Origin of the sequence: Bradyrhizobium altum (assembly GCF_020889705.1) — a bacterium.
Taxonomy (GTDB): domain Bacteria; phylum Pseudomonadota; class Alphaproteobacteria; order Rhizobiales; family Xanthobacteraceae; genus Bradyrhizobium; species Bradyrhizobium altum.
The window spans coordinates 1-5,273 of sequence record NZ_JACMYP010000407.1 but is presented as its reverse complement, the minus strand read 5'-3'; the positions used below and the strand labels follow the sequence as shown (position 1 = coordinate 5,273).

The window sequence follows — 5,273 nt, the reverse complement described above, 5'->3', positions numbered from 1 at the left end:
AACCACGAATGGCAATTGTTTGAGCTGGCTGGGGCCACAGCTCGCTTCAACAACTCGACCCTGTGGTTATGGGTCCCGGGCCGCGCTTCGCTTGCCCGGGACGACGCGGGGATGGAGTTGCGCGATCACCCACCTTGCAATCCCGCCGGAAGAATAGTTCTTGCTATGGCCGTGACCGTTGATCTGCCCGCGCTGGAACAGACGGCCGCGCCGCGTGCGGCGTCGGCGCGGTGGTCGCGTTATGCGCGCCCAGTGCTCGGGTTCGCGCTGCCGGTCGCGCTTGCGCTGGGCTGGGAGCTGGTTGTCCATCTCGGCTATTCCAACGGCCGCCTCGTGCCGCCGCCGTCGAAGGTGTTCGAGACCATCATGGCGCTCGCCGGAAGCGGCGAGCTGTCGCGCCATATCCTTGCCACGCTCTGGCGCGTCGGCGCGGGTTTTGCGCTCGGCGTCGTCGCCGGCACCATCATGGGCGCGATCTCCGGCTATTGGGGCCTGGCCCGGCGGCTGCTTGATCCGACCGTGCAGGCGTTGCGCGCAATCCCCTCGATCGCCTGGGTGCCGCTGTTCATCCTGTGGCTCGGCATCTTCGAGACCTCGAAGGTCGCGCTGATCGCGGTCGGCGTGTTCTTTCCGATCTATCTCGGCGTGATGGGCGCGATCCTGTCCGTCGATCGCAAGGTGGTCGAGGTCGGCCGCGTGTTCCGGCTGTCCGGCTTTGCGATGATCCGCCGCATCCTGCTGCCGGCGGTGCTGCCGGCCTATGTGGTGTCGCTGCGGGTCGGGCTCGGCCTGGGCTGGATGTTCGTGGTCGCCGCCGAATTCATGGGCGCCTCCGAAGGGCTCGGCTATCTCCTGATCGACGGCCAGCAGCTCGGCAAACCGGCGCAGATCCTCGCCGCGATCGTGATCTTCGCGATCCTCGGCAAGCTGACCGACTGGCTGATCGAGGTCGCCACGGCGCCGCTGCTCCGCTGGCAGGACGCGTTCGGTGCGCGGGGAGGGCAGTGATGCTGGCACTGAAGGACGTCGGCAAGACTTATCCGAACGGCGTCCATGCGCTGGAGCGCTTCTCGGCCGAGGTCCAGCCCGGCGAGATCATCGCGATCATCGGCGGCTCCGGTTGCGGCAAGTCGACGCTGCTGCGCGCCATCGCCGGCCTCGATCGCGCAAGCACCGGCAGCGTGACGCTCGACAATGCGGTCATCAACTCGCCGCACGCCAAGATCGGCATCATCTTCCAGGAGCCGCGGCTGCTGCCCTGGCTCACCGTCGCCGACAATATCGGCTTCGGCCTCGCCGATCTCCCGGCCGATGTCAGGCGCGAGCGCGTCGCCGCGTCGCTCGCCCGCGTCGGCCTCGCCGACAAGGCTGCGGCCTGGCCGCGAGAGCTCTCGGGCGGGCAGGCGCAGCGGGTCGCGATTGCCCGCGCGCTGGTGCCGCAGCCCGAAGTGCTGCTGCTCGACGAGCCGTTCTCGGCGCTCGATGCCTTCACCCGGCGCGATTTGCAGGACCATCTGCTCGATCTCTGGGCCGATACGCGGCCAACCCTGATCCTCGTCACCCACGACGTCGACGAGGCGGTGGTGCTGGCCGACCGCGTGCTGGTGATGCGGCCGCGGCCGGGCCGGCTGTTCGAGGAGATCACCATCAATCTGGCGCGGCCGCGTGACCGCAAATCGGAACTGTTCGATACCTTCAAGCGCCGCGTGCTGACCGCGCTCGACCGCTCGCTGGACCGTTCGGTGCGTGGCGTCACGGACAAATCCAGCGCCGGCGAGGCGATGTGGTGGTGACATCCGCTCATTAAGGCCTTACATCGGCCAGAGCATGATCCGGAAAAGTGTGAAGCGGTTTTCCGAAAGGATCATGCTCATCGCGCTTCAAGAAGAACAGCCGGGAGCAGAACCATGGACTCCGCCGAACTCCGCGCAATGCAGGCTCCGATCAAGGAGCGTTACAAGTCCGATCCCCAGGCCGCCGTGATCACGCTGAAAGCCAAGGGCACGATCGACAGCGAAAGCCTGTCCTGCAAGGTCGAAACCGGCCGCGCGCTTGCGGTCGCCGGCCTGCATCCCGCCACCGGCGGCTCCGGGCTCGAGCTCTGCTCCGGCGACATGCTCTTGGAGGCGCTGGTCGCCTGCGCCGGCGTCACGCTGAAATCGGTCGCGACCGCGGTCGAGGTGCCGCTGAAGGTCGGCAACGTGTTCGCCGAGGGCGATCTCGATTTCCGCGGCACGCTCGGCGTCGACAAGGAGGCCCCGGTCGGCTTCCGCGAGATCCGGCTGCGCTTCGACGTCGGCACCGACGCGCCGCAGGACAAGCTCGATCTGCTGCTGAAACTCACCGAGCGCTATTGCGTGGTCTATCAGACCATCAAGAACGGCCCGAAAGTGTCGGTCACGATGCAGCGGGTGTAGCCGCTTTCACCGGTGTCGTCCCGGCCTAGTGCGCAATTGCGCACGGGAGCCGGGACCCATACGCCGTGCCCTCTCGGTTCAAGCCGCGCCGTTCGGCGGCTTTCGCTCCACACCAATAGTCGTGGTTATGGATCCCGGCTTTCGCCGGGATGACGCAGAATGTCCCCCGAACTCCACTTCGTCCTGCTCCTTGTGCTGCGCATGGCGGTTGCCGCCGCCTTCGTGGTCAGTGCGTCCATCATCACGGAACGTTCGGGGCCGGTGATCGGCGCGCTGATCGCAACCCTGCCGATCTCGGCCGGGCCGTCCTACACCTTCCTTGCGCTCGACCATGACGCCGCCTTCATCGCCGAGGGCGCGCTGTCGAGCCTGCCGGTCAATGCGGCGACGATATTCATGGGTCTCACCTATGCCGTGCTGGCGCAGCGCCGCGGCATGTGGATCAGTGCGGGTTCCGCGATCGCGTTGTGGCTCGTGCTCGGCACCATCATCCGTCAGTTCGCGTGGACGCTCGCCGGCGGGCTGATCCTCAATGCGATTGCCTTCGCGATCTGCATTCCGCTGCTCAAGCCTTATCGACACGTCGCGAAAATGCCGCTGATCGCGCGGCGTTGGTACGACATTCCGCTGCGCGCCGCGCTGGTTGCAAGTCTGGTCGGCACCGTCGTCACGGCGTCGACCTGGGTCGGCCCGCGCGTTACCGGCGTGATCGCACTGTTTCCGATCGTGTTCTCCTCGATGATGCTGATCCTGCATCCGCGGATCGGCGGCCCCGCCACCGCCGCCGTGCTCGCCAACAGCGCCTGGGGCCTGCTCGGCTTCGGTCTCGGCATCGCCGTGCTGCACGTCGCGGTCGCGCAATTCGGCTCGGCGATCGGCCTCAGCTGCGCGCTCGCCACCTGCATCGTCTGGAATCTGGCGCTGTGGCAGATCGGGCGGAGGAAAGCCGTGAAGGCGTAGGATGGGTAGAGCGCAGCGAAACCCATCATGCTTCGGCATACAACGATTGATGGGTTTCGCTTCGCTCTACCCATCCTACTGCAGCGTCTATGTCTTCGGCAGCTTCGCCCGCAACGCATAGAGCGCATCCAGCGCCTCGCGCGGTGACATCTCGTCGGGGTGCAGTGCCTTCACCGCCTCGACCAGCAAATCCGCCTCGCTCGGCGGCTTGTCCTCACTGGCGGCGCGGGAGGGCACGGCGAACAGCGGCAGGTCGTCGGCCAGAGCGCGCGCGGTCTGGCCGCGGTCCTGGGCTTCGAGTTTTGCCAGCACCGATTTGGCGCGCGTGATCACCGCGGGCGGCAGGCCGGCGAGCTTGGCGACCTGGATGCCGTAGGAGCGGTCGGCGGAGCCCGGCAGCACTTCGTGCAGGAACACGACGTCGCCCTGCCACTCCTTGACCCGCACCGTGGCGTTGAACATCCGCGGCAGTTTTGCCGAGAGCGCCGTCAACTCGTGATAGTGGGTTGCAAAGAGCGTGCGGCAGCGGTTGCTCTCATGCAGATGCTCGATCGCGGCCCAGGCGATCGACAGGCCGTCGAAGGTCGCAGTGCCGCGGCCGATTTCATCGAGAATCACCAGCGACCGCTCGCTCGCCTGGTTCAGGATCACGGCGGTCTCGACCATCTCGACCATGAAGGTCGAGCGTCCCCGCGCCAGATCGTCGGCGGCACCGACGCGCGAGAACAGCCGGTCGACGATGCCGAGCCGCGCGCGCGACGCCGGCACGTAAGAGCCGATCTGCGCCAAGAGCGCGATCAGCGCGTTCTGGCGCAGGAAGGTCGATTTGCCGGCCATGTTCGGGCCGGTGATCAGCCAGAGCTGGCCGGACTTCTGGCCCGGTGCGGGCGACAAATCGCAGGCATTGGCGATGAACGGCTGGCCGTCACGCTTCAGCGCCTGCTCGACCACTGGATGGCGGCCGCCCTCGATCGCAAAGCCGAGCGAGCCGTCGACATCCGGCCGCACGTAATTGTCGTCGATCGCAAGTTTCGCCAGCGAGGTCGCGACGTCGAGCATCGCAAAGGCATGCGCGGCGTTGCGCAGATCGTCGCTGGCGGCGAGCGCCATCGCGCTCAATCGCTCGAAGATCTCGAGCTCGAGATTGAGCGCACGCTCGCCGGCATTGGCGATCTTGGCCTCGGTTTCGCCGAGCTCTGATGTGGTGAAGCGAACTTGCCCGGCCAGCGTCTGGCGATGGATAAAGGTCGCGTTCAGCGGCGGCGCGAACAGCTTGTCGCCGTGCTGCGCGGTGACCTCGACGAAATAGCCGAGCACATTGTTGTGCCGGATCTTCAGCGTCTTGATGCCGGTGTCCTCGGCGTAGCGCGCCTGCATCGCGGCGACGACCAGGCGCGAGGCATCGCGCAGATTCCGGCTCTCGTCGAGCGCGGCTTCATAGCCTTCGCGGACGAAGCCGCCGTCGCGCTTGATCAGCGGCAATTGCTCGGAGAGCGCGCGCGTGAACTCCCGCGCCAGATCGCGCGAGGGACGTTGCAGCGCCGCCATCACGGTCGAGACCTCGGCCGGCGGATTGGCAAGCTGCGCCAGCAGCTCCAGCGCCTGGTCGGCGGCGAGGATGCCATCGCGCAGGCTGGCGAGATCGCGCGGGCCGCCACGGCCGACCGAGAGCCGCGCCAGCGCGCGCGACATGTCGGGCGCCGCGCGCAGCACGGTCCTGATGTCCTCGCGCGTCGCGGAGTCCGCAACGAAGGCGGAGACGGCATCGAGCCGCCGCGCGATCACGGCAACATCGGTAAGCGGCGCGGCCAGGCGCTGTGCGAGCAGGCGCGAGCCGGCCGCGGTGACGGTGCAGTCGATCGCATCGAGCAGCGAGCCGCGGCGTTCGCCGGCGAG

The 5,273-nt window shown here is 67.3% G+C and carries 5 protein-coding genes; 4 read left to right on the top strand and 1 reads right to left on the bottom strand.

What is annotated here, in order from left to right:
- The first annotated feature begins 165 nt into the window (after positions 1–165).
- The 4 genes from H8B02_RS44960 to H8B02_RS44945 all read left to right on the top strand — a co-directional run bounded on the left by H8B02_RS44960 (position 166) and on the right by H8B02_RS44945 (position 3,377).
- The gene (locus H8B02_RS44960; protein ID WP_229172169.1) at positions 166–1,008 is read left to right on the top strand and encodes an ABC transporter permease; all 843 of its coding nucleotides are present in this window, start codon (positions 166–168) and stop codon (positions 1,006–1,008) included.
- Positions 1,008–1,793: an ABC transporter ATP-binding protein gene (locus H8B02_RS44955; RefSeq protein WP_229172168.1), complete on the top strand. Its 786-nt coding sequence runs from the start codon at positions 1,008–1,010 to the stop codon at positions 1,791–1,793. The genes H8B02_RS44960 and H8B02_RS44955 overlap by 1 nt, the downstream gene beginning before the upstream one ends.
- A 114-nt stretch (positions 1,794–1,907) precedes the next feature.
- Positions 1,908–2,417, top strand: a complete 510-nt coding sequence (locus H8B02_RS44950) for an OsmC family protein (RefSeq protein ID WP_092120317.1) — start codon at positions 1,908–1,910, stop codon at positions 2,415–2,417.
- A gap of 159 nt (positions 2,418–2,576) precedes the next feature.
- A complete protein-coding gene (locus H8B02_RS44945) occupies positions 2,577–3,377 on the top strand; it encodes a hypothetical protein (RefSeq protein ID WP_229172167.1) in 801 nt (266 codons plus the stop codon).
- An 87-nt stretch (positions 3,378–3,464) separates the two neighbouring features.
- Here the strand turns inward: H8B02_RS44945 and mutS are convergent.
- Positions 3,465–5,273: DNA mismatch repair protein MutS (mutS, locus tag H8B02_RS44940; protein ID WP_229172166.1), on the bottom strand; the 1,809-nt coding region annotated here is incomplete at its 5' end.

What these genes read in the sequence shown, in the direction of transcription:
- H8B02_RS44950 (WP_092120317.1), top strand. Translation starts at nt 1,908, where the DNA reads ATGGACTCCGCCGAACTCCGCGCAATGCAGGCTCCGATCAAGGAGCGT.
- H8B02_RS44960 (WP_229172169.1), top strand. Translation starts at nt 166, where the DNA reads ATGGCCGTGACCGTTGATCTGCCCGCGCTGGAACAGACGGCCGCGCCG.
- H8B02_RS44955 (WP_229172168.1), top strand. Translation starts at nt 1,008, where the DNA reads ATGCTGGCACTGAAGGACGTCGGCAAGACTTATCCGAACGGCGTCCAT.
- H8B02_RS44945 (WP_229172167.1), top strand. Translation starts at nt 2,577, where the DNA reads ATGTCCCCCGAACTCCACTTCGTCCTGCTCCTTGTGCTGCGCATGGCG.